A 23,405-nucleotide genomic window follows, 5' to 3' on the forward strand; every position below is an offset into this window, starting at 1 on the left:
GTGTACGCACCAAGGCAACGAGGTGCTCAGCCCGCGACCACTAACCGCCCGAGCAGCCGTCCCGCTGATCTCAGGCGAATTCTGGATCTGTAAAGCGCATACACAAGCGCCAAGGTGGCGGAGAGGCTACGCAAATGCCTGCAGAACCATAGCGGATAGCATTACCACTCCGGTTCGAATCCGGACCTTGGCTTCATAAGAGAGCGGCGGCCATAGCGGCGGGGAAACTCCTGAACCCATCCCGAACTCAGAAGATAAGCCCGCCCACGTCCTGCACTGTACTGAGGTGCGCGAGCCCTCGGGAAATGCAGGTCGCTGCCAACTCTCACTAAAATACTTTGAATTGCTCTCTTCGATTATTTTCGATGCGGAAAGGTTATCACTCATAAAGCCAGATTTACTCTGATTTTGATGTCCGGCTTTGTGAAATTCGACCCGCGCACGAGGCTTGTGCATCTTGAGGAGCACCTGCGCCGTATCCACAGAAACCTCCCCATAGAGGAGGCCAGGATACAGCTTCTGAGATGCAGGCTAGTTGCCTACAAACTGATCGCAGAGATCAGAGATAGCAGGTACGATAAATCGTATGTGGACAGGCTCATGTCTGAGATATACGACAAGCTGAGCGAGATATCAGGATCCAGGCTCACAGATCCATACATGGATCCATGCGAGTCGCAGTATAAGATACTTGAGGAGCTGAAGAGCTACAGGTACAGGGACCCGAACGAGCGCTTCATGAGGTTCGTGAGAGAGGAGTTCAGGGAGATATTCATCCCCACGCTTTTCCTTTTGACCTACCTCTGCAGGTCCGAGAAAAAATACACATGGGATGAGGTCAAATTGCAGCTCGATGGGATCATGCGCGATCTGCGTGTCGACGTTTCCTGGGATGAATGCGAGGATGAGCTGAAGAGATACGCGAGGAAGGTCTTTCCTGTTCTGGATATTGCAGTGGCGGTGTGATTGTATACACACAATAATTTCCCTCGTTCGTCGACCACTCTCAATGCAATCTTTATATTATACATAATGTAGATAACAATGGCGATCTGCATGGATGCAGAGATCTCATCGATACTGGGCCTGGAGGTCTACACAGATCGTGGCGTATTTGTTGGCAAGGTGGAGGACGCTGTTCTGGATGCTGAGAACGGCACCCTGAGCGGCATAGCTGTCGGATCCCTAAACAGAGAGCTCTTCGATCTCAAGGGCAGGGGAATCATAGTGCCGTTCAGATGGATCACCGCGGTGGGAGATATAATCATAATGAGGCACACAAAGAGGGCCGTCGCGAATAAAGATGCACCTCCCAGAGAGTAGCATGACCAGAACAGGCTGCAGGAACGGGGCGATATTCTCAGAGCTTCGCGTTCGTTCCCCTTTTTTCGTCCGCGTTGACGGCCGCGGGTTCGGGAGGATGCTCAGGGATTTCAGCAAGCCTTATGACCTTGGATTTGCACGATCGATCGTCTCCGCTGCAAGGTTGTTCATGGAGAGCTCCGGCCTTGCTCCGATCCTCACATACACATTCTCAGATGAGGTCAACCTTCTCTTTCTGGATGAGCCATTCAGGGGGAGGCTTGAGAAGCTCGACTCTGTCACAGCATCATACATCTCATCATCGCTCTCCATATCCCTCGGCAGAATTGTCTCGATGGACGCAAGGGTGATACCTGTCTGCAGGGATGAGATACTGTGCTATCTTCAGGAATCCCAGGCCGAAGCATGGCGGAACCACGTATTCTCCTACGGCTTCTACGCTCTTGTCGGTGAAGGTAAGAGCCATGCTGATGCTATGGAGACCCTCCGCAACATGAGGGAGAGCGATATACATGAGATGCTCTTTCAGCGCGGCGTGAATCTCGCCAGGACCCCAGCCTGGGAAAGGCGAGGGGTCATGATATACAGATCGAGCTCAGGCATCGTCGAGGACTGGGAACTCCCGCTCTTCACCACCGAGGACGGGCGCAGACTCCTGGAGGAGATACTGTCTCCAGAGGAGCAATGACCCTAAAAATGAGTCGCCTTCGTACAAATGCAGAATGCTCACGCCGGTGATTTGGCGAATCGGCAACCTTGCAGAAAGAGGCGGAGGCATTGCCCCGGTTGGGCTTAACAGAGTTGTTTCCTCTGAGGGGGCGCCAGCATGAGAGATGGTGAAAACACCCGGAGGCTCATCTCCGCGAATTATTGGACTGAACCGGATTTTCGGTATCTTTGTAGCTTCCTTTTTCGTCATTCTCACCAACCGCTAATTCACATGGATGCGCCACACCCGGATAAAATACGCTCGCCATGAGCGCGCTCATGGCGAGTAGCTGTCGTAGATGTAGATGTCCTTATCTCCGCTCCTGCTGTCCTCCCATACGATCTTCCTGCTACCTATGCGCGGCTTAGTCTGATCTCCAGGCGCTATGCATATCGGGATTTCCTTGCCCGTGGAGAGATCGAACGCGTAGATATCCCAGTCACCATTCCTCTTATCCTGCCAGACGATCACGCCGCTCTCGATATCTGGATTCGTCTGATCGCCCGGATCAGATGTTATCCTGATCTCCTTGCTGTTGTTCGTGTCGAAGGCGTATATGTCCCAGTTGCCGTTCCTGTTGTCCTGGTACACTACGATGTATCCATCCGTAGCAGGGTTGATCTGATCTGCCGGATCTGTCGTCACAGGGCTCTTCTGCTGTCCCTTCCAGATGTAGACGTTCCAGTTTCCGTCCTTGTTATCCTGATAGACAGCGATCTCTCCTGCGCTTCTCGGGTTTGTTCCGCTCGGAGGTATCGCCTCCACAGGCTCTGTGCCTCCATAGACAAGCTTCTTGTAGAGCCTCCAGCCAGCGAAAGAGAGGTCCTGCCAGACGAGATACTTATCTCCGATCGATATAGGTGAGGGAGTGAAGAACTCAGCACCTGTGAGCTGTGATCTGTTAGCTGTTATCACATCGAATGTTCTGACCGCCCAGTTGTTGTGCTGCGGGTTCTGGCCGACCCATGCTATCACAGTTCCTCTTATGTCAGGGTACATATCGTAGAGCGGGCCTCCAGCCAGGGGGATCTCAACGTTCCTGAAGAGATCGTAGACGTAGATGTCAGGGTTACCTGTGCGGTTGTCCATCCAGACAACGAAGTTGCCGCTCACAGCGGGCATGCTCTGCTCACCCGGAGCTCTGCACACAACGCTTATCTGCCCCCCGAGGCTCTCGTATCTCGGTTTGCCCCTCGGCGCGTCCAGCCACACCAGCTTCTGATCCATGTCCGGCTTCATCTGTCCTGGCCCTGATGCGATCAGATCGTCCTTCCACGTCGTTATATCCAGCCTGCGGAGGGACCCATCCTCATCTACGTATGCTATGTACTTCCCTGAGACCGCTGGAGATGTCTGCATTCCAGGCCTCGGATACCTCTTGCTCCACTTCTTGTCGTATACGTAGTAGGCTATGTCGCCGGTGGCCCGATCCTCCCAGACGATCGTGTTTCCAGAGACGTCAGGGAAGACCTGGTCCCCATCGCCTGTGAGCTTCGTCTCGTTGCCCGTCCTCAGATCGTATACGTATATATCCCAGTTGCCGTTTCTGTCATCCTGCCAGACGATCAGGCTCCCCGAGATCTTCGGGTACATCTGATTGCCCTGCCTGCGCAGCGGTTCTGTACTGCCATCGGAGATGTTGTAGAGCACAACATCCCACTCCCTTGAGGAGTTATCCATCCAGACGATTCTGTTCCCGGAGATATCTGCCCACACCTGATCGCCAGGGCCGGTCGCAACAGCTGTAACAGCTCCTGTTGTCAGGTTGATCATGTACACATCTGAGCTGCCTGAGCGGTAATCCGACCAGACGACATTCTGGCCGGAGGCCCTCGGGTACAGCTGATCGCCGTCCGCTCTGACTATTGGAATCTCGGATCTCGTGAAGAAATCAAAGCCGTATATGTCCCAGTCGCCGCGCCTGTTATCCGACCACACCATAAGACTGCCATTTGTTGATGGGAAATCGGTGCTCAGCCACAGAAGTGGCTCCCAGAGCGGTGATCTCGCCCTTATCTGAGGCCTTCCAGAGCTGTCATCAGTCCAGACGATGTATTTATCGCTGAGGATCTTGCTTGACGCTATGGGCTTCACCCTGTAGGGATCTCCCTTGCCGTCGCTAGGCGTCTGATACATCGGCAGCGTCGAGACCGGCACCTCTATGCCCTTCTCAAGGTCGTAGAGGTAAATGTCGGCCGCTCCGCCCCTCTCATCAAGCCATGCAACATACCTTCCGTAGACACAGGGCGCTCCCTGGTTGTAGCCGTTTGTGCATATCGGTGTCTCCCTGCCGGTCGTCAGGTTGTACGAGTAGATGTCCCAGTTCCTGATGCTCGCATTCGGAGCGTTCCTTCCATCAGCCCACACTATCGTATCCCCGTGAATCCATGGCTGTACCTGGTTGGCAAGGTTTGTGCATATCGGTGTCTCCCTGCCGGTCGTCAGGTTGTACATGTAGATATCCCATTTCCCTGACCGCCTGTCAGCCCACACGATCCTGTCGCCTGATATCACGGGAGATAACAGCTGTGCTTGCTGCTGTGTCGTTATCTGTCTCTCGGATCCCTGGAGTATGTCATAGACGTAGATCTGATCGCTGCCAGTTCTGTTATCCATCCACACCACGTACCTGCCGTCGATCATCGGGTATCTCTGATCAGATGGGTCTTTGGAGAGCTGCCGCTCCTTCCCTGCCCGGAGATCATACAGAAACACATCCAGGTTTCCGTTTCTCATGTCTGTGTATATCACATAATCCCCGGAGATATCGGGGCTGCTGTGGTCGATATCGTCATTTGTGATCCTGATCTCCTCTCCGGTCGTGAGGTTCATCATGTAAACCTGGTACCGCCCTGTCCTGTCATCCGTCCACACAACCCTGTCGCTGAAGATCGCAGGATTTGTGTGATTGTACATTCCCTGAGTCACAGGCAGATCCGGCAGTATAGTTCTATCCCACATGTAGATATCCGGATCCTGGATCCCCTGCCTGTAGTCGGTCCACACAACACCTCTCTCGCTGATCGCCGGCTCCATCACAATGGGACCGCGGATCAGCGTTGCCTCCTCGCCAGTGTCAACATTGTAGAGAACTATCTCCGTCCCGTTGTTCTGCCAGGTGATGTTTCTCCCCCAGACAGATGGTGCTGTCTGGATTCCTGGGCGCGCCAGGACGGTCTCCCTCCCTGACGATAGATCAAAGAAAGCGACATCCATCTCGCCTGATCTGTTGTCGGCCCATGCGATTATATCCCCATCGATCGCGGGAAGCGTCTGGTCGCCAGATGCTGTGCAGATCGCCTTCTCAGATCCGCTTTTGATATCGTACATGTAGATGTCGAAGCTGCCGCTCCTCTCATCTGCCCAGACCACCCGGCTGCCGCTCACCTTCGGGGTGATCTGGTCCTTCTGAGCCGATGTCACACGCTTCTGCTGGTTCGTCGAGAGATCCTTGAGGTATATGTTCCAGTCGCCATCCCTGTCGTCGCTCCATACCACCACATCGCCATCGATATCTGGATCTGTCTGGTTGCCGTTATCACCGCAGACGATCTGCTCGACTCTGTTCTTCACATCGTAGAGGTATATGTCGGCGTTGCCGCTTCGCATATCCTGCCACACTATTCTGTAGCCGGATACAGCGGGATTGATCTGTATGAATGGATCGATGCAGACCCATCGCTCAGCGCCTATCTCGAGGTCGTACATGAAGATATCGAAGTTCCCGCTCCTGCCGTCTGCCCATACCACTATGTGTCCGTCGATATCAGGCTGCTCCTGCTCTGATCCCGTATAAACAGCAATCGGGCGATCCTTTCCAAGATCTGCACCGGATGCCGTGAACACGGTTGTGATGAAAATGATGAGAGCTATCGTTCTGCATATCATCTTGCATTCCTCATTCCACAGGCGATCAGTTCATTTTCCGTACAACTACATGAACCTATCTCGACATCTGTCGTTAATCGTTCTAGTACTAATCTCACATCAGACTTAAATAACTCCCGCGCAGACTCCTGCCCGTGGTAATTTATGTCACTGGAGATCGAGAAGATCCATGCGAGGGAGATACTGGACTCTCGCGGTAATCCCACTGTGGAGGTTGATGTCTGGACATGCTGCGGGTTCGGAAGAGCAGCGGTGCCGTCAGGAGCATCCACAGGCACATACGAGGCGCTGGAGCTGAGGGATGGTGGAGACAGGTATGATGGAAAGGGCGTGCTGAAAGCTGTCAGGAACGTCAATGAGGTCATCGCGCCCAAGCTCATCGGGCTGGATGTGATCGATCAGAGGGGTATCGATCAGATCATGATTGAGTTGGATGGTACACCGAACAAGTCGAATCTGGGCGCTAACGCGATACTCGGGGTCTCATTGGCGGTAGCAAAAGCCGCTGCTAGCTCTCTTGGAATTCCGCTCTACAGATACCTGGGCGGCGTCTCGGCCACGAGGCTGCCTGTGCCGTCACTGAACGTGCTCAACGGTGGGAAGCATGCAGGAAACGATCTCTCCATACAGGAGTTCATGATAGAGCCGTGGGGCGCGGAGAGCTTCAGCGAGGCGCTGAGGATGGCAGCAGAGACGTACCACGCCCTGGGAAGGATCCTCAGGGGGAAATACGGCAATGTCGCAACAAACGTCGGATTCGAGGGCGGATACGCTCCTCCGATATCGAAGACCAGAGACGCGCTCGATGCGATAATGGCCGCGCTGGACGTCACAGGGTACACAGAGGAGATCAAGCTCGGGATAGATTCTGCGGCCTCCAGCTTTTACCTGGACGGAGGCTATTCCATAGATGATAACAGGCTCTCGCCAGGGGAGCTGATAGATCTCTACGTGGATCTGGTGAGGACATATCCGATCGTGCTCATAGAGGACCCGTTCGAGGAGAACGCCTTCGAGGACTTCGCAGAGCTGACGAAGAAACTTCCAGACACGATAATAGTGGGCGATGATATCTACGTGACGAACATGGCGAGGATCGAGAAGGGCATAAGGATGAGATCCACGAACGCTCTTCTCCTCAAGCTCAACCAGATCGGCACGGTCTCCGAGGCGTTTGATGCAGCCACGCTCGCATACAGGAACAGCTTCAAGGTGATGGTGAGCCACAGATCGGCTGAGACAGAGGACAGCGCCCTCGCAGATGTATCTGTGGCGATAGGCGCTGAGCTCATAAAGACAGGAGCCCCGGCAAGGAGCGAGCGGAACGCGAAGTACAACCAGCTCCTGAGAATCCAGGAGGCGCTCGGCAGCTCATCCAGCTACGCCGGCAGGAGGAGATGGAGCTGAGATATATCTGTGGTAGATAGCAGCATGGCGCAACCTCCGGTCCTCAGGTCGGGAGAGGAGGTCACCCGGCCGGAGGGTTAGAAGATTTTTATACCACTTTTTCTTAAAATCTCACCGTGAAATAATGACCGAGAGCTGTGTCTTTTGCAGAATCGTCAGTGGAGAGGAGCCGGCTCATATTATAGATGAGGACGAGCTCTCCATGGCGATACTGGACATCAACCCGCTCGCCAGAGGGCACTGTCTGGTGATACCGAAGCGTCATGTCCCGTGGTGGCATGATCTTGACGAGCAGGAGGTCTCAAGCCTCTTCAGGCTCGCACGCTCGGTATCTGAGAGGATCAAAAGAGCCTTCGGGCCGGATTTTGTGGCGATGTATGCAAGGGGGAGGAGGATACCGCACACGCACATATTTCTCGTTCCAACATACAAGGGTGATCCAGTCGACAGGTTCTTCAACGCCCTTGAAGGATTCCAGGAGTCATCGGCCATCCTGGCATCGCTAAGGAATGAGCTGAAGGAGACTGCCGAGACCCTGAGAAACGTGTGATATAGAGTAACAGGGCGCAAGCTCCGCTCTTCAGGCCGGAGAGGAAGTCACCTGGATGGTGTGCTTCAGGGGGTCACAATGGATATCTGGTGCGGGAATATATCTGAAAGGAGGGTTTACAGCAAGGAGGAGAGCGTTGAGCGCCTTCTCTCCCCTGGGAAACCATCATCAGAGCCGCAGATCGACATACGGGCTGCTGCTATCGAGCTGGGCTTTGTGAGCGATGACAGAGAGTACAACCAGCGCCTCAGGGACGTCGCGATCGCTCTCGTCAAGCGCCAGCTAGAGAGCATGTGCACCCCAGAATCAGATCTCCTGCAGATGGTTGAGTCTCTGGATGATCTGAATGTTGCGATAAACCTTCTCGAGGAGCGCCTGTACGAGTGGTCTCTCTTTTACGGCATGAGGTGCAGGGGTGAGGAGCTGGCGAGAGCTCTCTCTGAGAGGGAGGGAATCGGCGTCGTGGCGAGATCCCTGCTGGAGCTGATCAGAGCCAGAAAGGATATGGAGGGGCTTCTCGAAAGCAGAGCAAAGGAGCTGGCCCCGAACCTCTCCTCGATCCTGGGGCCGGTGCTGGCTGCCAGGCTGATCTCGAGGGCTGGCGGCCTTGAGAGGCTTGCGAGACTTCCGGCATCCACGATGCAGGTCATCGGCGCTGAGAGGGCCCTCTTCCGGCACCTCAGAGGTAAGGCACCATCGCCGAAGCACGGGCTCATATTCAGGCATCCGCTGATCCAGTCATCCCCGAAGAGGCTGCGGGGCAGGATCGCGAGGGCGCTAGCGGCGAAGCTCGCCATTGCAGCCAGAATCGACCTCTACTCAGGCACTCTCGATCAGAAGCTCGCGGAGTCGCTGAACGAGCGGGTGCTCCAGATACGAAACAAAGCCACGAAGGGCAGAAAAGAGGACAAGTAATATAAAGTATCATGTGAGAGATTGGAAGGAAATGTACACGCAGGCAGACAGGAAGATACTGATCAAGACGATCCAGACGATGAACCAGCATCTACCTCCGAAGAGGAAGACGCTGGCAGAACTCCTGGATGAGGAGAAGCCGGGGATAAAGGGCAAGGACAACACATTCTATGTGATGGACAGGCCCGAGCTCGATCTCATCTCCAACTCCATCCCCAGATTCATGTGGTCGCGAATCAGGCTTCCAATTCTCATAGAGATGTCCCCGGAGCTGGGAAGCGGATCAGCAAGGATACAGGGCGAGGCTGAGATAGAGGCGGTCTCGAAGATACTCAACCTCAAGCGCGGGGATATCGGCAGCAGGAGCATGGTCATATACCTGCCGGATGTGAGGGAGCTGAGGCGGAAGCTGCCCACAACAACGCAGTACGCGTTCGTGACATCTCTGAGAGAGGATTCGCTCTGAGCCAGGATCCAACATGTTTTTTATACTCATTACGCGAATATCCTAACAAGAGGTGACATATGGCTGAGTCTTTCGAGGAGGCCCTTAGGCTCTTCAAGGAGAGCATGGCTCGTGGTGGCTACAAGGAGGCTGCCAGGATCAAGGAGCAGTACTCTCTGCCGAACGATCTGCTCCAGGATGCAGTCGAGGCGGCCTTCAGGAAGAACATAGAGCTCGGCGAGTACTCTGTGGCGGCCGAGCTCGGCAAGACGTACGGCCTCGATCCCAAGATCGTCAAGGAGGCTGCGGCGAGATCGTTTCAGAGGAAGATGGACAGCGAGCAGTACAAGGCCGCTGCGAAGTGCGCAAAGGAGTTCGATCTTCCAAAGAACATGGTGCAGGACGCGGCATCCAGGGCTTTCAGGAAGAGCATGGACTTCGGGCTTTTGAAGAATGCCGCCAAGATCGCAGAGGAGTTTGATCTCCCGATAACGCTCAGGATGGAGGCTGCGCAGGCAGCTTTCGATATGTACGTGAGCTCGGGGATGTACTCCAAGGCGATAAAGCTCGCGAGGAAGTACGGCCTGCCTGAAGATGTGATACGCGCGGTGGAGCGGAGACGTTAATCTGGCAAGATGGAGAGATCTGTTCTCACAGTAGGCGGCTCCGACTCAGGTGGAGGGGCCGGTATCCAGGCCGATCTGAAGACCTTCGCAGCGCTGGGGATCCATGGTTTGAGTGTTATCACTGCTGTGACCGCTCAGAACACACTGGGCGTTCGCGATGTATTTCCAGTACCGGCAGAGATGATAGCATCACAGCTGGATGCTGTCGCTGATGACTTCGATATCCTCTGGGCGAAGACAGGGATGCTCTTCTCGCCTGACGCGATCTCCCTGGTCGCGGAGAGGCTGAATGCGCTGGACTGCTCCGTGGTGGTGGATCCTGTGATGGCGGCGGAGGCCGGCGGATCGCTCATCGCAGATGGCGCCCTTCCCGCACTCATAGAGAAGCTGATACCCTTGGCATCTGTGGTCACGCCGAACATCTTCGAGGCAGAGGCGATCACAGGCGTGAAGGTTAGTGATCTTGAAAGTGCAAGAGCGGCTGCCCTGAGGATCATTGACATGGGCGCCAGGGCTGTTGTGATAACCGGCGGCCACCTCGAGTGCAGAACCGCAGGGCTGCCGGCTGGCGAGTGTGTGGATATTCTTGTCACAAAAGACGGAGCCGCATGCATATCCGGCAGGCGGAGATCGGGCGGCAACCACGGTGTTGGCTGCACATATTCAGCTGCGCTGACAGCGTACCTCTCAGCGGGCATGAGTCTGCAGGAGGCTGCAAGACAGGCGCAGGAGTTCGCAGCGCGCTCGATCGAGGGGAGCAGGCAAGTCGGCCGAGGAACAGCACCTGTGGACCAGACCGCGGGTTTGAGGGAGGACGCGGAGAGGTTTCGCGTTTTGTCCTCTCTGGATCAGGCGGTATCCATGCTCGCAGAGGAGAGGATGTTCGTCGATCTCATCCCCGAGGTCGGGTCGAACATCGGGATGGCTATACATGGGGCTCGCTCGGAGATGGATGTCGCTGCAGTGGAGGGCAGGATCGTGAGAGCCGGCAGGAGGGCGCACGTCTCCGGGTGCATGAGGTTCGGCGCGAGCAGGCACATCGCGCGGATCGTGCTCGCGGCGATGCGCTTCGATCCCGGGATCAGAGCTGCCATGAACATCAAACTGGATGAGTATGTTCTCTCAGAGGCAGCGTGCATGGGCCTCAGGATATCGAGCTTTGACAGATGCGAGGAGCCGCCGGGAGAGAGCACGATGAGCTGGGGGACAGCGAGAGCGATAGAGCGGCTGGGAGCAGTGCCTGATATCATCTGGGACTCCGGTGGAATGGGAAAGGAGCCGATGATACGCATTCTTGGCAGAGATGCCGTCTCCGTGGCCACCGTGGCGATCATGCTCTCGAGAGCGGTCGGAAAACGATAGGAAGATATAAATCGATGGCTCATAGTAGGAGAGGACCGCTGTCTGGAGTGAGTTGGATGGGATGCGTAAAGCCGAGCTATATTAAAAACTTTGCGAAGAAGCTCATGAGCACATACGAGGGAGAGTTCACCACTGATTTTGAGATGAACAAGGAGAAGGTCTCAGCCTACACGAACGTGCAGAACAAGGCGATAAGGAACAGGATAGCAGGATACATCACCAGGATACTGGAGCAGAGGGCGACCCTGAGATCAGAGGTTGAGTCCAATGTTTAGAGGGGTATTTCCCGCGATAATAACCCCCTTCAAGGACGATGGATCTCTGGACGAGGATGGCCTGCGAAGAAACGTCGAGATTCTCTCAAGGACCGGCATCTCCGGCATAGTCCCGTGCGGCACCACCGGTGAGTCCGCGACGCTGAGCCACGAGGAGCACAAGAGGGTCGTCGAGATAGTGATCGAGTGCTCACAGGTGCCGGTCGTGGCAGGGACTGGCTCCAACAACACATCAGAGGCGATAGATCTGACAAGGCATGCTGCCGATGCCGGGGCAGATGCTGCTCTTCTCATAACACCCTACTACAATCGTCCGAACGACAGGGGTCTGTTTGAGCACTTCAGGAGGGTTGCGGAATCCGCTGACATTCCCATTGTTCTTTACAACGTTCCAAAGAGAACTGGTGTCGAGCTCCGTCCCGAGGTTGTGGCAAGGCTCGCGGAGATCAGCAACATCGTTGCTGTGAAGGAGGCGAGCGGGAGCCTGACGCAGGTATCGAGGATAATAGAGCTCACAGCGGGCAGGAACTTCTCGGTTCTATCCGGAGATGATGACCTCACGCTGCCGATGCTGGCGCTCGGGGCAACCGGTGTCGTCTCTGTGGTCGCCAATGTCGCCCCGCGTGCCACCGTGGAGATGGTGGACGCCTTCCTGAATGGAGATATCAAAAGGGCGCGGGAGCTTCACTACCGGCTTGCGCCACTCGTGCGTGCGATGTTTCTCGAGACGAACCCGATACCTGTAAAGACCGCATACCGCATGATGGGGCTGGCAGCAGGTCCTCTGAGGCTTCCACTGGCTCCGATGTCGGAGGAGAATGAGGCCAAGCTCAGGGATGTGCTCACAAAGATGTCAGACCTGACGGGCGATGTGAGATGATAGACGTTGCCTTGACAGGGGCAAAGGGCCGGATGGGGTCCCTCATTATCGATGAGATGAGGAGCTCCCGGGATCTGAAGCTCGTGGCTGCGATCGATATCGTGGGGGTGGGAGAGCCTGTGCTTGGAGATGTCTTTGTTTCAGATGCCAGGGAAGTGCGCAGGGTTCTCAGGGAGTCTCAGCCCGATGTGCTGATCGACTTCACGGTGCCGTCTGCAGCCCTGGATAACATCCGCGCGGCTGCTGATAGCGGAGTGGCTATCGTCGTCGGCACCACAGGGTTCTCAGAGGAGCAGTTCTCCATTATAGAGGATACGATAAAGAGCGCAGGCATCGCTGCTGTGATCTCGCCCAACTTCAGCCTTGGAGTCAACATATTCTGGAAGCTTGTGGAGATGGCAGCCAGATCGCTCAGCGATTACGATGTGGAGATCATAGAGATGCACCACCGCAGGAAGAAGGACGCACCCAGCGGGACTGCGATGAGAACCGTTGAGATTCTCAGGCGCTCTCTGGGGATAGAGGATATCCGCTACGGCAGAGAGGGCATGTGCGAGAGAGGGAGAGAGATCGGGGTGCATGCGGTCAGAGCGGGCGATATTGTGGGGGATCACATCGTCCTGTTCGCAGGTCCAGGGGAGAGGATAGAGATCAAGCACCAGGCGCACAGCAGGTCAGCCTTCGCCACAGGTGCCCTGAGGGCTGCAAGATGGGTCGTCAAGGCCCCGCCGGGAATCCACAGCATGGAAGAGGTGCTGGCTTCGAGTTGATACTGTTCAGAGAACCAGATCTTGTGCTGGATGATACAACGGTATCGCCGGTCTCAAGAGCGCAGAACAGAGTGGGCATCTGCACCGCCTGCGATGGATATCTCCTGAGTTTAGGGTATTACAGACACGCGGGCAGGTGGATGGTCGCAGCCAGATGCAGTGCCTGCTCCAGAGCTCTGCTCATGGTCTACGGCGATGACTGGTCCTGGATAGAGGATCTGCCGCTTGTGGTGGATGAAGTGAATAGGCATGAGCCTGCGATAACCTCTCTCAGGGTCTCCGAGGTGCCGCAGGAGAGGCTGGAGGTGGTATTCACACCCGCTGAGATAAGAGACATGATCGCATTCCAGGAGGGGAGACCCTACGTCCGCCAGAACCTGTACAGGGCCAGGGCAAAGCTCGAGAGGTTCGAGCGTCTCTTTGGGGTCAGGATAGAGCTGTAAGAGTGTAAGCTGGCCTTTCCAAAACCCCGCTCTAAATATGTTGTAGGTTGTGCGGCTCGATTGCTTGATTTGCCCTCCCCAGTACACCTCTTTCATAAGCATGTGTTAACTTGCGTCAGCTCTGCGCCCTTCTGAGCACGATCCTGTCACCCTCTTCCACATTCGAGAAGACCTCAAGACCTTCAGAAATCCTTCCAATGTGGTTCACCGGAGAGTACGGCTGTGTCCTGCCGAAGAATATGCATATCGCATGACCCGGCACCCAGTAGGATATATCGCCTGCGTTCGCTGATGGGGATGCGTTCTCATCCTCGCATTCAATAGGCGTATCGAAGTATACCTCCTCGCCCCAGAGCATCGCCCTCCCCTCGATCGGCAGGGCGTTCCAGACAGCATCAGCAGTTCGCGGGTTCCTGTTGTCGAGTTCCGCGATGGCTATGCCCAGACCCTCTATATCGATCTCGATTCTCCTCAAAAGATCACCTCCTTTATAGGAAAGCGGCAGAAGACCCCCTCAGGGGAAGGGATAAAGTCACGATTCATCAAGAGACCACCGGCAGCGTGAAGCAGAATGCAGTCCAGCTGCATCCGTCCGATTCCACCCATATCCTCCCGCCATGGACCTCGATGATTCTCTTGACTATAGGCAGCCCGACACCGGTCCCATCGCTCTTCGGATCGACCTTGTAGAAGAGCTCGAAGACCTTCTCCCTCTGGTTCTCAGGTATCCCGATGCCGTTATCTCTCACAAAGAATACACCATCTCTGTAGAATATCTCGATCACAGGCCTCTTATCTTTTGGTGTATACTTTATGCTGTTGTCGATCAGATTGACCAGCGCCTCGATGAGCCTCTCGCGGTCGACGCGGACCGTGGGCATCCCCTCTGCTACGTTTAACTCAGCACCCCTCTTTTTGATCACCTCAGCGAGCTGATCGATCGCATCTTTAACTAGAAGCTCAAAAGGCACATCCTCAGGCGGGTTGATGACACGGCCTATCCTGGAGAGCTCCAGGATGTCGCTCAGGAGCAGATCCATTCTCTCAACAGATCTAATTATAGTCTGCAGGCTCTTCCTCGCCTTTTCCACATCCCCTTTCTCGATATCGATCTCTGCAAGGCCCGCAAGCCCGCTTATTGTGATCAGCGGCCTCCTGAGGTCATGGGATACCGTGTACACAAACCGCTCCATCTCCATGTTCCTCTTCTCCAGCTCCGCTGTTCTCTCCTTCACCATCTGCTCCAGCGAGTCCTTGAACCGCCGCAGCTCCTCCTCTGCCCGTCTTCTCTCTGTGATATCTATGAAGGTGGCAAGCAGCGTCTTATCCCCCTCGAGCTCCATGGTGGCGGATGCATAATCCAACCACCTCACATCCCTGCTCTTCGTGATTATCCTGAACTCATATCTCGGGGGCGCCGGCTCTCCGCGCATCTTGCGTTCATACATCTTCTTGAGCCATGCTGCATCCTCTGGATGGACCACCATCCATACCGGCAACCCTATCAGCTCGTTCCTACTGTAACCCAGGATCGCCTCTCCGGCTCTGTTGACGTACACAAACCTCTCATCCCTCATGATCGCTATGCCTGCAGCTGTGCTCTCTGCCAGCACCCTGAACCTGTTCTCGCTCTCCCTCAGAGCATCCTCTATCCTCTTTTCTTCTGTGATATCCTCTCCCAGAGACTGGTACTCCAGAACCTCCCCGTTCTGGCCGAATATCGCCCTGTCAGTCCAGCGCTGCCATCTGATCTCATTCCCCTTCTTCACCCTGTGCACATAGGTCACATAAGGCCTCTCAGGAGTCAGTCCTCTGAACCTCCGCAGGACCTCCTCCCTCTCATCCTCAGGTATCAGCTCGAGGAAAGATCTGCCGATGATATCCTCCCTTTTCAGGTTAAAATACCTGCAGTAGTTCTCGTTGACGAAGGTGAGGACTCCATCGCGATCGAAGCGGCATACTAGAAACGGCATGTCCTCCACGATCGATCTGTACCGCGCCTCGCTCAGGCGCAGCGCGTTCACTTTCTTCACATTCTCGGTGATATCACGTATCACCTCTATGGCTCCCTCGACCTCGCCCTCTGAACTGTATATGGGCGCAGCCTTAAGCCACAGATGCGAGCCCTCCGGCCCAAATGTTGGTATGAAAACCTCCGCAGTTAGCACGTCCCCATCTCGGTGCAGGTTTCTGTACTCTTCTTGCAGAGACTCATCATATCCCTGTATCACAAGATCTGCAAGCACCGGCCTTCTGCGTCCGTAGAACGGGATCGCGCACTCGTAATTTCCCTTTCCAAGCATATGATCCTTCTTCACTCCAGTGAGCTCCTCAAGTGCTCTGTTCCAGATGATAACCCTGCCATCTCGATCTATGCCGAATGCAGGATCCGGCATGAACTCAAGAATATCCATCAGCATGCGCTCGGAGCTTTTCGCTTGCTTCAAAATGGTATGGTGGTCGCTCAGATCTGTCAGCACGTATATCGAGCCCACCACCCTTCCGCCCTCACATCTGGGCACACCTGTTATGAGCACTGGAAGGGTTGAGCCATCCTTTCGGAGAAGCCTCACCTCATAGCTGTTCGTGATCCCATTGAGCCTCTTCGCCCTGCTCTCCAGAAGTCTTGGAATGTCCTCTGGATGCAGAAAATCTTCAATGGATCTCCCCACAATCTCGCTCACGGGAACTCCCAGCATCTGGGCGAAGGCCGGGTTCACGTACTCGATGATCCATCGCCCATCCACAATCCTCGACGCGGCAACGCCCTGGCCGAGCGAGTTCAGTATCTGGGAGGCCAGCTCGCGATCGATCTCCGGATCTGGCATGGTTGGCAGGATTGATGTGCATGTCATATTAGAAAGTTTTGATATGTTCAGGCAATTTTGAGAAGAGATAACATGAAGGAAATGCAGGTCCTCCTGATGGTTATGAGCATATACAGATCCCCTCGCATGGTGCTTTGCGGCACTGGAAGTACCTATGACCATTCATCCTCAAAATCACATGCTGAACCGAGACATTTACATTTCCGGATATTCACGGTATAGCGGATCATCGAGTGGGATCCAGCAGGCGGGCTGACCTGAGCTGCTGTCTCTGCCCAGCAGATCGCAGCAGTTCGCAGAGTCTCGCCGCCCAGGCTGTCATGTGATAGCATAAACGCTCTGCCATTTGCCGTGCTGATGTGTGATCGAGATGGACCTCTACGTTGTGCTCTGTGCATCATTTGGATTCCTGCTTGGCGTGATCAGCGGCCTGATACCCGGGCTGCACGTCAATACATTCGCCGCGATGCTCCTCGGGGCGTCGCCTGCGATGATGAAGCTGGGGCTGAGTCCATACCACGTGGCTGTGATAATACTGGCTGCCAGCATATCCCAGACGTTCCTGGATTCGATTCCAACGGTATTCGTGGGAGCTCCTGATTCCGATACCGTGCTCGCGGTGCTGCCAGGCCACAGGCTCATGCTGAGAGGCAGGGGCATAGAGGCTGTGCGTTTATCTGCTATTGGCTCAGCCGGATCGGTCCTGGTCGCTCTCGCTCTCATACCACTCCTCTCGTGGATATTCAGCAGCTACTACGATCTTCTGATGGAGTGGATAGGGCTCATCCTGCTGGGCATAGCTATCATAATGATAATGAAAGAACGGGATGCAGATCCTGCTCCATATAAAACCATGAAGAGACGGGCGCTTGCGCTCTCGGTCTTCCTGACGAGCGGACTGCTGGGGATTTTTGCTTTTGAAAACCAGGATCTTCTCTCCTCCCCTCTGGGGCTTGAGCCAGATATTCTTCTCCCGCTGCTCAGCGGGATCTTCGGCGCGTCCTCTCTGATCCTCAGCATATTCTCATCCACGGAGATGAGAGAGCAGAGGGAGACAGGATTTGAGCTTTCAGCGCTGCCACTGGTGAGATCGATCATCCTGGGAGGAGCCGCAGGCTCTGTGGTCGCCTGGATCCCCGGAGTATCCCCGGCAGTGGCGACAATGCTCACAAGGCTCGGAAGGGGCGTCGAGGATGAGGATCAGTCTGCAAGAGAGTTTCTTGTATCCATCTCCGGCGTCAACACCTCATGCGCAGTGCTCTCACTGGTGGCTCTCTTTGTTATAAGCAGGCCGAGAAGCGGAGCTGCCGCAGCAATAAATGAGCTCATCGATCTCGATGCGCGCCATCTTCAGGCCATGATAGTAATAGCGACAGCCGTGGCGCTTGTATCGTACATAACAACCATATGGCTCGCCTGCATCGCCGGATCTCTCCTGTCGAAGATCGATTACAGGAAGCTCTCGATCTTAGTTCTCGGATCGCTTGCTCTGGTCGCCTTCATCTTCACAGGGGCGTTTGGCATCTTCATATTCCTCGTATCCACGCTGATCGGCCTCGCCCCGCATCTTGCCGGAATACGGAAAACGCATGCTATGGGCGTGCTGATGCTGCCACTCATCGTCTACTACCTCACAGGATGAGATCGTGGCGATGTGTGATGCATCATGGATGCTCTGCTCGTACAGCAATTGATGCCCTGTGAGATGGCACATCCCTTTGATTATGCGGATCAGTAACCATCAGAAAGAAGCAAAGCCTGCTGCTGGTCGAGTTACCAGCGCTTGCCTCTAGACTATACGACAAGAGCTAAAACTGAACCAAACTCAGTTAAATTAAAATTTATATGATATGCATCCAAATCTTCGTTAAAACCAGACAGCGAAAGCCTTTATGCTCGATACGGGCAAGTCCTCCATGCCGAACGTGCCGCCCCAGCTTCTCTTGAAGATCTGCTTTGTCAGCGGCTCTATCAGTGTCATCTCTATGCCGCCCTCCTCCTCAAGCACCACAGCGCTTGCCTTATCTGCTGCATCTGATGGAGAGCCCGTGGCGATGCACCACATGTTCCCAGCGCTCTCAGCGATGTCGTCGAGCATGAGATCCGCCCGCATTATCTCATCCCCAAGCCGGCGGGACGGGAGGGCGTATGATACATCCTCCAGCGTCACAACCCCCACGATATCCATCGACCTGGGAGAGGACAGCCTGATGAGAGAGCACGCGCATCTCGGGTTGTACTCCCGGAACATGTACCAGAGCCTTCGCGCGCTGATATCTCCTGATGGGTCTGAGCCATGTGGCTCCGGCCTGAAAGCGCTCAGCACAGCTCTGACAGACCTCATGGGTATGGCAATATAACTATAATCATTTGGATATATTGAGCTGCGAGCACCAGTTGCATTGTATACCGCCTTTATCAGCATCTGATAGCTCAGCACCAGATCATCCATATGAAAAAGTTATTCTTTCCAAATATAAAAATTTTTTCTGGATAGGTGTTTGTGCAGACCGATCCCCACTTCCATTCGGAGTTTAAGACGCGCTGAGATCACGGGTCGAATCGATGAATCTTTTTTGTCTCATCTCCTCGAATTACCTGAAAGCCGGATTTTCGGGATCGGTGAAGGATCTTTTTCGTCATTCTCACTGCTCCGCTAATTCATCTGGATGAGCCTCAGTTTTTAGGTTCAAGGTCGCGCACATGTACCGCCGAGATCAGGAGATGAACTCGCATGATCCATGAGGGTTGCTTTTGGTGCTGATCAATACCCGCCCATTCAGTTATTTTCTCGATTACCTTTCGTGATATCGCTCTCATCATTCATGACATCGTTCAGCTCAGGATTTTTTACCAAAACGCTTACATACAAGTGGCATCGTTAGCAATTATGTTTACAGGAAGGGAGATGATTTAGGTGAGTTGTTATGCAAAGCTGATCTTTGTGGCATTACTGCTCTGCATGCTCTCCGAATGTGGTGCAGCAGACGACAGGCTGAGAATTGCAACTACAACGAGCCTTTATGATACAAAGCTTCTAGACACGCTGGAGAGCCGGTTTGAGGAGGAGTATGGAATATATGTTGACATAATCTCCGGTGGGACAGGGTTCGCGCTGGAGCAGGGGAGGCGCGGAGATGTGGATCTGCTTCTGATACATGACAAAGCAAGAGAGTACGAGTTCATAGCTGAAGGATATGGCACCGAGAGGAGATGCTTTGCGTACAACTACTTCTACATCGTCGGACCCGCCGATGATCCTGCAGGAGTAAAGGGCATGAACGCATCCGAGGCGTTGAGGAGGATTGCAGATGCTGGAAAGAGCGATCCAGATGTGAAGTTCGTCTCACGCGGCGACAGCTCCGGGACGCATGCGCGTGAGAGGCTGCTCTGGAAGATCGCCGGCATCGAGCCTGCAGGGAGATGGTATCTTGAGTCTGGCCAGGGGATGGGAGCGACACTGATCATGGCAGATGAAAAGAGGGCTTACACGCTCACGGATATGTCGACGTACATGGCCTTCGCGGGCAACCTGAGCCTCGTGCCGCTGGTGACGGGGGGCGAGGAGCTTCTCAATGTGTACGCCGCAATACCGGTCTCTGCATCAGAGCATCCTGATCTCGCGGAGAGGTTCGTGGAGTTTCTTCTTTCTCATGAGGGGCAGGAGATCATAGCAGGCTACGGAAAAGATGTCCACGGAAGAGCGCTGTTCTATCCAGCAGCCGGTCACTGCGCAGAGATCGGATGCAATGCCTCGGAATGTCCGGGAGAGATGGTGAGCGCAGTTGGATGAGATAGCAAGAGGATTCATCAGGGCGATCGAGCTGATACTCGAGCTGAACCCGGAGGTGATCGAGGTCGCACTCCGATCACTTTTCATCTCGCTCGCCTCAGTCACCATCGCATCTCTGATCAATGTGCCTCTTGGGTGCCTGATACATTTTCACCGCTTCCCCGGGAAGAGCTGGATGATCAATCTGATACAGACCCTCTACAGCATGCCCACCGTGACCGTCGGGCTCCTAGTCTTCCTGCTCCTCTCAAGGTCTGGCCCGCTCGGAGGCTACGGACTTATGTACACTCCATACGGAATGATCATCGGCCAGACGGTGCTTATAACACCGGTCATCCTGGGGCTCACGGTATCCGCTCTCAGCGGTGTCAGCGACGATGTCAGGGACACAGCAATCTCGCTTGGAGCTGACAGGCTGCAGGTGATGTGGACGGTGATAGCGGAGGCACGGGGCCCTGTGCTTGCGGCTGTGCTCCTCGGCTTCGGAAGAGCCCTCTCCGAGGTGGGCGTCGCGATGATGATAGGCGGAAACATAAGAGGATACACGAGAGTTCTCACGACGGCGATAGCTCTCGAGACATCCATGGGGAACCTGGAGATATCAATAGCTCTGGGTCTTATTCTGATCTCGATAGCTCTGGTGGTGAACACAGTTGTCGGCAGGGTCCAGGGGTGGTGAGGATGATCCAGCTTGAGGGTGTGACCGTGGAGAAGAACGGGATGATGATACTGAATGATATCAATATCGAGGTCAGGACCGGAGAGACTCTGGGGGTTATCGGGCCTACAGGCGCCGGAAAGACAACGCTGCTCAGGGTGATGGATCTCATCGAGATTCCCTCAAAGGGTCGTGTGCTCTTCAGGGGTGAGGATCTTCAGAGAGAGAGCGAGAGGCTGGCAGCCAGGCGCAGGATCGGCGTGGTCTTCCAGCGGCCTGTGATGCTCAGGGGCAGCGTTTACGATAACGTGGCTTACGGCCTCAGGATACGCCGTTTATCTAAAGAGGAGATCGATGAGAGGGTCGGGGCCGCTCTCTCAGATGTCGGCCTGGAGGGATATGAGAGAAGGCCCGCAAGGACGCTCTCAGGAGGGGAGATGCAGAGGGTGGCGCTTGCAAGAGCTCTCGCGATAAGCCCGGAGCTCCTGCTCCTTGATGAGCCGACCGCCAATCTCGATCCCAGAACATCTCATGTGATAGAGGATCTGATATCCAGGGCGAAGATGCGGGGGATGACCACGGTTATATCAACTCACGACCTGCCCCAGGCGGTGCGTCTGGCTGACAGGATTGTGATCATCATGGACGGCAGGGTGGTCTCATCCGGATCCGCGGAGTTCCTGATGAGCTCTGATTCCGATGACGTGAAGGCCTTCCTGCATGCAGGGATGCTGAGACCGGTGGGCTGGAGGTTGGTTCATGAACACATGCGGGTTCCTCACTGAGAGGCAGATCCAGGTTCTGCGTCTCAGACGGAGGGGATTATCGCAGGAGGAGGTGGCTGAGATTTTAGGCACGACCAGATCGAATGTCAGCATCCTGGAGAGGAGGGCGATGCAGAACATAGACCGCGCGCTTGCGACCTTAAAGCAGTGGAAGATGATCCAGGCGCCTGTTGCCGTCAGGATCCCCGAGGGGACGGACCTCTTCGCCCTTCCCGGGATCATATTTAGAGAGGCCGACGCGCGAGGATTGAAGCTGCCGGTGAACTCCATCGATATCCTGGCGAAGTTGAAGGAGATCGCCCCGCATCTCACCAGGAGAAGGCTCATCGAGAGGAGTTTCGATATCTACGTCACGGAGGACGGAGAGATCTATGTTGAGGAGATCGATGAGAGCAAAGCGGTGTGATCCGCGCTCCATTCTTCGCTGCGGTGTGCATCTGTTTGCCATTCTGAGTGGTATGGATGCTGGCGCATGCGGTCGAACCGTCGGAGAGGCGAACTCTGGCAGTTCCCATCACCAATAGACTCCGTCTACGATATTACCGATCCGCCGAATCCCAGGGATGAGCCTCGATGCTTTCCTCAGGTCTGTAACTCAAACATGCAGCCACACAACAGCGTTCATCAGTTCCCGCGCACTGCCTGCACGGCCAGGGGGAGCTCGTCATTCTCGCACGCTGATCATGTGCAACCATGTCCGATATTGGAGTGAATAGTCCCATGTGGGACTTTCCTTCTAACTGTGTGCACCCCTCTCCCCGACCCTGGTGATGACGGATGCAACAAGCAGAGGAAGCGTTATTGTCGCGTCCCCGTAGACCGTGACGTGCCTCGCCTCAGGATCTATCTTTCCCCAGGATATCGCCTCTGATAGCGTCGCGCCTGAGAGACCGCCTGCCTCTGGATGATCTGTTGTGAGCTGGATCGCGAGCCTGAAGCTGTTCGGGGTTACGAGCATCGACTGCAGGGCGAAGTTCTTGGGAACCCCACCACCGACAATCAGTATTCCAGCCCTCTCCGATTCGTAGCATATATCGACTATCTCCTTCACATCACCGAGAACATCTACGTTCAGCTTTTTTGTCTGCCTGTGGAGCCATGCCTGAAGCCCTATCATCGAGTCCGCTATCGCGGGGCAGAACACAGGCACACCACAGTCGCTGGCGCTTCTGAGTATCGATCTCCTGTCGTCTATCTTAGACCCTATCTCTGCCAGAAGAGCCCTTCCTGAGATGGGATCTTCCCTGTCAGGAAGCACATTCTGGACCAGCTCCTCGAACCTTACGAAGTCCTCGTCTGTTATGTACACATCGTATATCCTCGATATCCCAGACCTCCTCAGCTCCGAGTCATCCGCCTCAACATATCCGAGGCAGTGATGGCTGAACGATTCCACGATATCATGCACAAGATTCGCTCCTGTTGTGACGAGCACATCTATCATTCCTCTCCTTATGAGATCGGAGATCAGATCCCTCATGCCAGCAGGCACCATCGCACCTGCGAGGGTGAAGAACTTCCTGTAATCCCCCTCCACCATCTCCTGATAGATCTCAGCGGCATGTGCGAGCCTGCGTGCACCGAAGCCGCAGCCCTCCATGCCCCTCACCATCTCATCCACACTCATATTAGGCCTTACAGAAAGCTGTCGAACACGGTCCATCAGCATCGCTCCATGGATCAGCATCTTATGCTCTGATGGAATTCATTCTTTTGGTGCCATCAGGTGCGTTCAGGGGTTTTGACGA

The 23,405-nt window shown here is 54.8% G+C and carries 23 protein-coding genes, 1 tRNA gene and 1 rRNA gene; 20 read left to right on the forward strand and 5 right to left on the reverse strand.

The genetic code is table 11. The features are described from left to right. The first annotated feature begins 108 nt into the window (after nucleotides 1-108). The 5 genes from QFX31_RS05280 to QFX31_RS05300 all read left to right on the forward strand — a co-directional run bounded on the left by QFX31_RS05280 (nucleotide 109) and on the right by QFX31_RS05300 (nucleotide 2,011). Nucleotides 109-193: transfer RNA gene (locus tag QFX31_RS05280), tRNA-Cys, on the forward strand. A 9-nt stretch (nucleotides 194-202) separates the two neighbouring features. Next, nucleotides 203-324 (forward strand): 5S ribosomal RNA (rrf, locus tag QFX31_RS05285). An 87-nt stretch (nucleotides 325-411) separates the two neighbouring features. Beyond that, nucleotides 412-966 carry a hypothetical protein gene (locus QFX31_RS05290; protein ID WP_348531080.1) on the forward strand — a complete coding sequence of 185 codons (555 nt, stop codon included), beginning with the start codon at nucleotides 412-414 and terminating at the stop codon, nucleotides 964-966. Between the two features lie 78 nt (nucleotides 967-1,044). Next, the gene (locus QFX31_RS05295; protein ID WP_348531081.1) at nucleotides 1,045-1,323 is read left to right on the forward strand and encodes a PRC-barrel domain-containing protein; all 279 of its coding nucleotides are present in this window, start codon (nucleotides 1,045-1,047) and stop codon (nucleotides 1,321-1,323) included. Nucleotide 1,324: 1 nt separating this feature from the next. Beyond that, complete coding sequence (locus QFX31_RS05300; RefSeq protein WP_348531082.1) at nucleotides 1,325-2,011, forward strand: tRNA(His) guanylyltransferase Thg1 family protein; 687 nt, start codon at nucleotides 1,325-1,327, stop codon at nucleotides 2,009-2,011. A 297-nt stretch (nucleotides 2,012-2,308) separates the two neighbouring features. On the opposite strand, the gene QFX31_RS05305 is transcribed toward QFX31_RS05300, so the two are convergent. Continuing rightward, complete coding sequence (locus tag QFX31_RS05305; RefSeq protein ID WP_348531083.1) at nucleotides 2,309-5,920, reverse strand: PQQ-binding-like beta-propeller repeat protein; 3,612 nt, start codon at nucleotides 5,918-5,920, stop codon at nucleotides 2,309-2,311. 144 nt (nucleotides 5,921-6,064) lie between these two features. On the opposite strand from QFX31_RS05305, the gene eno reads away from it, so the two are divergent. The 10 genes from eno (at nucleotide 6,065) to QFX31_RS05355 (ending at nucleotide 13,593) form a co-directional block, all read left to right on the forward strand. Further along, nucleotides 6,065-7,327 carry a phosphopyruvate hydratase gene (eno, locus tag QFX31_RS05310; RefSeq protein WP_348531084.1) on the forward strand — a complete coding sequence of 421 codons (1,263 nt, stop codon included), beginning with the start codon at nucleotides 6,065-6,067 and terminating at the stop codon, nucleotides 7,325-7,327. Between the two features lie 124 nt (nucleotides 7,328-7,451). Beyond that, the gene (locus QFX31_RS05315) at nucleotides 7,452-7,877 is read left to right on the forward strand and encodes an HIT family protein (protein ID WP_348531085.1); all 426 of its coding nucleotides are present in this window, start codon (nucleotides 7,452-7,454) and stop codon (nucleotides 7,875-7,877) included. Between the two features lie 78 nt (nucleotides 7,878-7,955). Further along, the gene (locus QFX31_RS05320) at nucleotides 7,956-8,792 is read left to right on the forward strand and encodes an ATP-binding protein (RefSeq protein WP_348531086.1); all 837 of its coding nucleotides are present in this window, start codon (nucleotides 7,956-7,958) and stop codon (nucleotides 8,790-8,792) included. A 31-nt stretch (nucleotides 8,793-8,823) separates the two neighbouring features. Then, a complete protein-coding gene (locus tag QFX31_RS05325; RefSeq protein WP_348531087.1) occupies nucleotides 8,824-9,258 on the forward strand; it encodes a DUF61 family protein in 435 nt (144 codons plus the stop codon). Nucleotides 9,259-9,317: 59 nt separating this feature from the next. Further along, entirely contained in the window at nucleotides 9,318-9,863 is a 546-nt protein-coding gene (locus QFX31_RS05330) for a hypothetical protein (RefSeq protein ID WP_348531088.1), read from the forward strand. 9 nt (nucleotides 9,864-9,872) lie between these two features. Then, nucleotides 9,873-11,225 (forward strand): bifunctional hydroxymethylpyrimidine kinase/phosphomethylpyrimidine kinase, encoded by a 1,353-nt coding sequence (gene thiD, locus QFX31_RS05335; RefSeq protein ID WP_348531089.1) that lies wholly within the window; start codon nucleotides 9,873-9,875, stop codon nucleotides 11,223-11,225. Nucleotides 11,226-11,281: 56 nt separating this feature from the next. Continuing rightward, complete coding sequence (locus QFX31_RS05340) at nucleotides 11,282-11,500, forward strand: 30S ribosomal protein S17e (protein ID WP_348531090.1); 219 nt, start codon at nucleotides 11,282-11,284, stop codon at nucleotides 11,498-11,500. Continuing rightward, nucleotides 11,493-12,380: a 4-hydroxy-tetrahydrodipicolinate synthase gene (gene dapA / locus QFX31_RS05345; protein ID WP_348531144.1), complete on the forward strand. Its 888-nt coding sequence runs from the start codon at nucleotides 11,493-11,495 to the stop codon at nucleotides 12,378-12,380. Before QFX31_RS05340 ends, dapA begins: the two co-directional genes overlap by 8 nt. Next, a complete protein-coding gene (gene dapB, locus QFX31_RS05350; RefSeq protein ID WP_348531091.1) occupies nucleotides 12,377-13,150 on the forward strand; it encodes a 4-hydroxy-tetrahydrodipicolinate reductase in 774 nt (257 codons plus the stop codon). The genes dapA and dapB overlap by 4 nt, the downstream gene beginning before the upstream one ends. Further along, nucleotides 13,147-13,593, forward strand: coding sequence for a hypothetical protein (locus QFX31_RS05355; RefSeq protein ID WP_348531092.1), 447 nt, complete (start codon nucleotides 13,147-13,149; stop codon nucleotides 13,591-13,593). Before dapB ends, QFX31_RS05355 begins: the two co-directional genes overlap by 4 nt. A 115-nt stretch (nucleotides 13,594-13,708) precedes the next feature. Here the strand turns inward: QFX31_RS05355 and QFX31_RS05360 are convergent, their stop codons facing one another. Together QFX31_RS05360 and QFX31_RS05365 are read right to left on the reverse strand one after the other, a co-directional pair. Further along, complete coding sequence (locus QFX31_RS05360; RefSeq protein WP_348531093.1) at nucleotides 13,709-14,068, reverse strand: cyclophilin-like fold protein; 360 nt, start codon at nucleotides 14,066-14,068, stop codon at nucleotides 13,709-13,711. Nucleotides 14,069-14,135: 67 nt separating this feature from the next. Next, nucleotides 14,136-16,421: a PAS domain S-box protein gene (locus tag QFX31_RS05365; RefSeq protein WP_348531094.1), complete on the reverse strand. Its 2,286-nt coding sequence runs from the start codon at nucleotides 16,419-16,421 to the stop codon at nucleotides 14,136-14,138. A 370-nt stretch (nucleotides 16,422-16,791) separates the two neighbouring features. Here QFX31_RS05365 and QFX31_RS05370 point away from each other — a divergent pair, with 370 nt between their 5' ends. After that, nucleotides 16,792-18,063 (forward strand): tripartite tricarboxylate transporter permease, encoded by a 1,272-nt coding sequence (locus QFX31_RS05370; RefSeq protein WP_348531095.1) that lies wholly within the window; start codon nucleotides 16,792-16,794, stop codon nucleotides 18,061-18,063. A gap of 225 nt (nucleotides 18,064-18,288) precedes the next feature. Here QFX31_RS05370 and QFX31_RS05375 read toward each other — a convergent pair whose 3' ends face one another. Beyond that, nucleotides 18,289-18,765 (reverse strand): hypothetical protein, encoded by a 477-nt coding sequence (locus tag QFX31_RS05375; RefSeq protein WP_348531096.1) that lies wholly within the window; start codon nucleotides 18,763-18,765, stop codon nucleotides 18,289-18,291. A gap of 573 nt (nucleotides 18,766-19,338) precedes the next feature. On the opposite strand from QFX31_RS05375, the gene QFX31_RS05380 reads away from it, so the two are divergent. From QFX31_RS05380 to QFX31_RS05395, 4 genes are read left to right on the forward strand one after another with little or no spacing between them, the layout of a single operon-like run. Further along, nucleotides 19,339-20,214, forward strand: coding sequence for a substrate-binding domain-containing protein (locus QFX31_RS05380; protein WP_348531097.1), 876 nt, complete (start codon nucleotides 19,339-19,341; stop codon nucleotides 20,212-20,214). Beyond that, nucleotides 20,207-20,893, forward strand: coding sequence for an ABC transporter permease (locus QFX31_RS05385; protein WP_348531098.1), 687 nt, complete (start codon nucleotides 20,207-20,209; stop codon nucleotides 20,891-20,893). Before QFX31_RS05380 ends, QFX31_RS05385 begins: the two co-directional genes overlap by 8 nt. 2 nt (nucleotides 20,894-20,895) lie before the next feature. Then, a complete protein-coding gene (locus QFX31_RS05390; protein ID WP_348531099.1) occupies nucleotides 20,896-21,657 on the forward strand; it encodes a phosphate ABC transporter ATP-binding protein in 762 nt (253 codons plus the stop codon). Continuing rightward, nucleotides 21,632-22,063 carry a Tfx family DNA-binding protein gene (locus QFX31_RS05395; protein WP_348531100.1) on the forward strand — a complete coding sequence of 144 codons (432 nt, stop codon included), beginning with the start codon at nucleotides 21,632-21,634 and terminating at the stop codon, nucleotides 22,061-22,063. The genes QFX31_RS05390 and QFX31_RS05395 overlap by 26 nt, the downstream gene beginning before the upstream one ends. A gap of 330 nt (nucleotides 22,064-22,393) precedes the next feature. Here the strand turns inward: QFX31_RS05395 and QFX31_RS05400 are convergent, their stop codons facing one another. After that, nucleotides 22,394-23,320, reverse strand: a complete 927-nt coding sequence (locus tag QFX31_RS05400) for a deoxyhypusine synthase (protein WP_348531101.1) — start codon at nucleotides 23,318-23,320, stop codon at nucleotides 22,394-22,396. Between the last annotated feature and the right edge of the window lie 85 nt (nucleotides 23,321-23,405).

Origin of the sequence: Methanothrix sp. (assembly GCF_030055635.1) — an archaeon.
Lineage (GTDB): Archaea > Halobacteriota > Methanosarcinia > Methanotrichales > Methanotrichaceae > Methanothrix_B.

Coding starts and splice junctions, on each gene's coding strand:
- thiD (WP_348531089.1), top strand. CDS start 9,873: ATGGAGAGATCTGTTCTCACAGTAGGCGGCTCCGACTCAGGTGGAGGG.
- QFX31_RS05340 (WP_348531090.1), top strand. CDS start 11,282: ATGGGATGCGTAAAGCCGAGCTATATTAAAAACTTTGCGAAGAAGCTC.
- QFX31_RS05325 (WP_348531087.1), top strand. CDS start 8,824: ATGTACACGCAGGCAGACAGGAAGATACTGATCAAGACGATCCAGACG.
- QFX31_RS05300 (WP_348531082.1), top strand. CDS start 1,325: ATGACCAGAACAGGCTGCAGGAACGGGGCGATATTCTCAGAGCTTCGC.
- eno (WP_348531084.1), top strand. CDS start 6,065: ATGTCACTGGAGATCGAGAAGATCCATGCGAGGGAGATACTGGACTCT.
- QFX31_RS05305 (WP_348531083.1), bottom strand. CDS start 5,920: ATGATATGCAGAACGATAGCTCTCATCATTTTCATCACAACCGTGTTC.
- QFX31_RS05295 (WP_348531081.1), top strand. CDS start 1,045: ATGGCGATCTGCATGGATGCAGAGATCTCATCGATACTGGGCCTGGAG.
- QFX31_RS05320 (WP_348531086.1), top strand. CDS start 7,956: ATGGATATCTGGTGCGGGAATATATCTGAAAGGAGGGTTTACAGCAAG.
- QFX31_RS05315 (WP_348531085.1), top strand. CDS start 7,452: ATGACCGAGAGCTGTGTCTTTTGCAGAATCGTCAGTGGAGAGGAGCCG.
- QFX31_RS05400 (WP_348531101.1), bottom strand. CDS start 23,320: ATGGACCGTGTTCGACAGCTTTCTGTAAGGCCTAATATGAGTGTGGAT.
- QFX31_RS05375 (WP_348531096.1), bottom strand. CDS start 18,765: ATGAGGTCTGTCAGAGCTGTGCTGAGCGCTTTCAGGCCGGAGCCACAT.
- QFX31_RS05390 (WP_348531099.1), top strand. CDS start 20,896: ATGATCCAGCTTGAGGGTGTGACCGTGGAGAAGAACGGGATGATGATA.
- QFX31_RS05365 (WP_348531094.1), bottom strand. CDS start 16,421: ATGCCAGATCCGGAGATCGATCGCGAGCTGGCCTCCCAGATACTGAAC.
- QFX31_RS05370 (WP_348531095.1), top strand. CDS start 16,792: ATGGACCTCTACGTTGTGCTCTGTGCATCATTTGGATTCCTGCTTGGC.
- dapB (WP_348531091.1), top strand. CDS start 12,377: ATGATAGACGTTGCCTTGACAGGGGCAAAGGGCCGGATGGGGTCCCTC.
- QFX31_RS05330 (WP_348531088.1), top strand. CDS start 9,318: ATGGCTGAGTCTTTCGAGGAGGCCCTTAGGCTCTTCAAGGAGAGCATG.
- QFX31_RS05395 (WP_348531100.1), top strand. CDS start 21,632: ATGAACACATGCGGGTTCCTCACTGAGAGGCAGATCCAGGTTCTGCGT.
- QFX31_RS05290 (WP_348531080.1), top strand. CDS start 412: ATGTCCGGCTTTGTGAAATTCGACCCGCGCACGAGGCTTGTGCATCTT.
- dapA (WP_348531144.1), top strand. CDS start 11,493: ATGTTTAGAGGGGTATTTCCCGCGATAATAACCCCCTTCAAGGACGAT.